4 protein-coding genes are annotated in these 2,831 nt (G+C 62.9%); all 4 read left to right on the forward strand.

The annotated features are described in order from the left end of the window. The first annotated feature begins 142 nt into the window (after positions 1 to 142). Positions 143 to 289, forward strand: a complete 147-nt coding sequence (locus AB0O34_RS36575) for a hypothetical protein (RefSeq protein ID WP_363923558.1) — start codon at positions 143 to 145, stop codon at positions 287 to 289. Positions 290 to 304: 15 nt separating this feature from the next. Next, positions 305 to 1,042: a nucleotidyl transferase AbiEii/AbiGii toxin family protein gene (locus AB0O34_RS36580; protein WP_363923564.1), complete on the forward strand. Its 738-nt coding sequence runs from the start codon at positions 305 to 307 to the stop codon at positions 1,040 to 1,042. Positions 1,043 to 1,612: 570 nt separating this feature from the next. Further along, entirely contained in the window at positions 1,613 to 2,458 is an 846-nt protein-coding gene (locus AB0O34_RS36585; protein ID WP_363923560.1) for a hypothetical protein, read from the forward strand. 122 nt (positions 2,459 to 2,580) lie between these two features. Further along, positions 2,581 to 2,831, forward strand: a 251-nt coding sequence (locus AB0O34_RS36590) for a transposase family protein (RefSeq protein ID WP_363923562.1), incomplete at its 3' end; no start/stop codon positions are given.

Below are 2,831 nucleotides of genomic sequence, written 5' to 3' on the forward strand. Positions count from 1 at the left end.
CTCAGCACAGAGTTTTATGCCTGTTTGCTACCTCTGTCCATTTTGGCAGGGAGGGCAGCGGGGTCCGAGACCTCCAGGAAATCGCCAACGAGCTGGGTGCGCTGTCGGCCATCCGTCCCGCCATCGAGGCGGTGCTCGCCTGATGCCGAATCCGACACGCGACACCATCGCCGGCCGCGTCTACAACGACCTGCGCAACCTGGCACGCCGTACCGGACGATCCACCGATGAGATCATGGTCGAGTACGTGCTCGAACGCTTCCTCTACCGGGTGGGCCTCTCCCCCTAAGGTGGACGGCACTTCATCCTCAAAGGTGGCCTCCTCCTTGCCCAGTTCGGCGCGCGCCGGATGACGCGTGACATCGACATCTTGGGACGCGCATTTCCCAATGACGAAGCCGAAATCATCCGGAGAATCGCGATCATCGCTGCCACCAAGGTCGAGGACGGCGTCGAGTTCGATCCCGGCACCCTCAAAACCATCCCGATCCGCGCGGACGAGGAGTACAACGGGCTGCGCTTGACCATGACCGCGACAATCGCCCGTGCACGCCTCAAACTCCAGCTCGATGTCAGCTTCGGCGATCCCGTCACTCCCGAACCGCAGATCATCGACTATCCACAGCACCTCTCCGCAGACAGCTTCCAGATCTTCGGATACCCTCTCGCCACAGTCATCGCAGAGAAGCTTGCCACCGCTATCTCGCTCGGCGACCTCAACACCAGAGAGCGCGACTACGCAGACCTGTACCGCCTCGCTACCCTCCACGCGCTCGACGGTCGCGAGCTCACCGCGGCATTGACCGCGACCGCCAAGCATCGTGACATCCCACTGCGGCCGCTCACCTCCTCGATCACCGATCTCGGAGAACGCCGCCAATCGTCCTACGCCGCCTGGCGACGTCGGCAAGGAACTGCCGCAAGCGGCTACCCCGACCAGTTCTCCCACGTCGTAACAGTGGTCACAGCCTTCGCGGACCCCCTCCTCACCGGTCAGGCAGTCAGGCTGAGCTGGCATCCCAAGCTGAGGATCTGGTCATGAGAAGCGAGGTGCACTGCCCGATCCCTCACCGCCTACGTTCTTCGATCGCAACTAAACGGCTTGAAAGTCGGCAGCACCTTCCCAGGCATCGGCAATGCCGCCAAGCACTTGAACCGGGACACCTGGAACACGCCAAGGACGACATGACCCCGGGCAACCGGCCCGGCATGGCTACGCCTGCCCGACGAGGAGATGAACCACCCCACAGCGACGGCTGACGCCAAAGATCAAAGACCGTTCTGGCTACCACATGTAGGGCTCAAGGTCGCACTCTTGGCTATATGTAGTGGGGAACGTGTGGACGAATCATGAGCTTGTGATTACGATGTTGCTCGGCGAACAAACGCCCATCCCGGGGGGAACCATGAGAGAGAATCAGTTACAAAGTGCCCTTTACTTCCACTTTGGAGCGGAAGATTCTAGTGTTCCCTTGACCACACCTCGGGAAGCAGGTGTTCCATGAGCGCGTCCAAGGAGAACGGGCCGGCGGCGCGAAAGGGAAAGCGTGGCCAGGGCTCCCATGGGCGAGGCAATTCACCTCCGTGGAGAGACCGAAATGTCCTTGCCACGTTGATCGCATTCCCCGTCATCGTCGCCGTGCTGGTCACCTGGATTCAAGGTGGCTTCTCATGGGTCGCCGATCGCCTGTCCGGTGGCCCCGCGATAAGGGTCGAGGTCCAGAAACCCGCCAGGCAGGCATCGGCGGACCCGAAGGCGCAGGAGCGGGCCGAGGCCAGCGGGGTGCAGGTCCTCCAGAACTTCCCGCTCTGCCCATGGACGGTGTGGACCGTACTGAGATCGCCGGAGGCGCTCGGCGAGCCTCCGGCGACGGAGATCGGAGCGGAACCAGAGGAATGGAAGCGGAACCGGTACACCGGCGATGCGAATTACACGAGGGTCGTCCTGATGGTGTCTCCGTCGGAGGGTAAGACGGTCCGCATCGAGAAGGTGTCGCTCCGGATCCTGCGCCGAGCTCCCGCGCCCCGAACGGGTGAGGCGTCGGTCGTCGCGCTGAACAACGGACAATGCGGAGGCGAGCCGGAGACAGTCACGGCTCATGCCGTTCTCGACGGCGACCTCCCCCTCGTGCCCGTCGTCCCGGACAAGAACTCCAAGGAAAAGTTCCCGCAAGTCGTGGGCGAAGGCGGACTGGACATCGACATCATCGCCGCCACCGCCGAATGTGACTGCACATGGGTACCCGAGATAACCTGGTCAATGGACGGGGAAACCCGCACGACGCAATACTTCCACCACGGAATTCCCTATCGGACCATCCCGGCGAAGAAATACCACCGGTTCGCCTGGAAGCTCAAGGGGAAAGGCGCCGCCGGCCTATACGGGTGGCGCCCCGTCCGTTTCGACGAAAGTTTGCTCGAGCTGGATCCGGACCTCTTGAGGGTTCGGGGCCAGTGAGCCCATTTCACCGTGATGCCGCAGGTCACAGGGTGGCGACAGATCCGTTGTCTTGATCGAGAAGTAAAGAAGCCTCTGGTAGAAGGGTTGTCGACCAAGATCAACCATCACCAGAGGCTCGCATGCTGTTCTACCGTGCCGCGCTGCCGTTGTCATCCCAGACGCTGAACTACCTGGCCGGGATCCTCCGCCGGCACCGCCGGGCGATCAGATCGACCAAGCGTCGTCTCAGCCCTGGCCGGCAGGCCCTGCTGGTGCTGGTTCACCTGCGAAAAGGGGAGACCTTCGCCGAGATCGCCGCCGGGTTCGCCATCGGCACCTCCACGGCCTGGCGCTACGTCCGCGAGGCCGTGGCCCTGCTCGCCCGCCGCGC

This window comes from Sphaerisporangium sp. NPDC088356, assembly GCF_040685555.1.
Classification (GTDB): Bacteria; Actinomycetota; Actinomycetes; order Streptosporangiales; family Streptosporangiaceae; genus Sphaerisporangium.

Bases quoted from the DNA above. Each gene is read 5' to 3' on its own strand.
- AB0O34_RS36575 (WP_363923558.1), top strand. From the start codon at position 143: ATGCCGAATCCGACACGCGACACCATCGCCGGCCGCGTCTACAACGAC.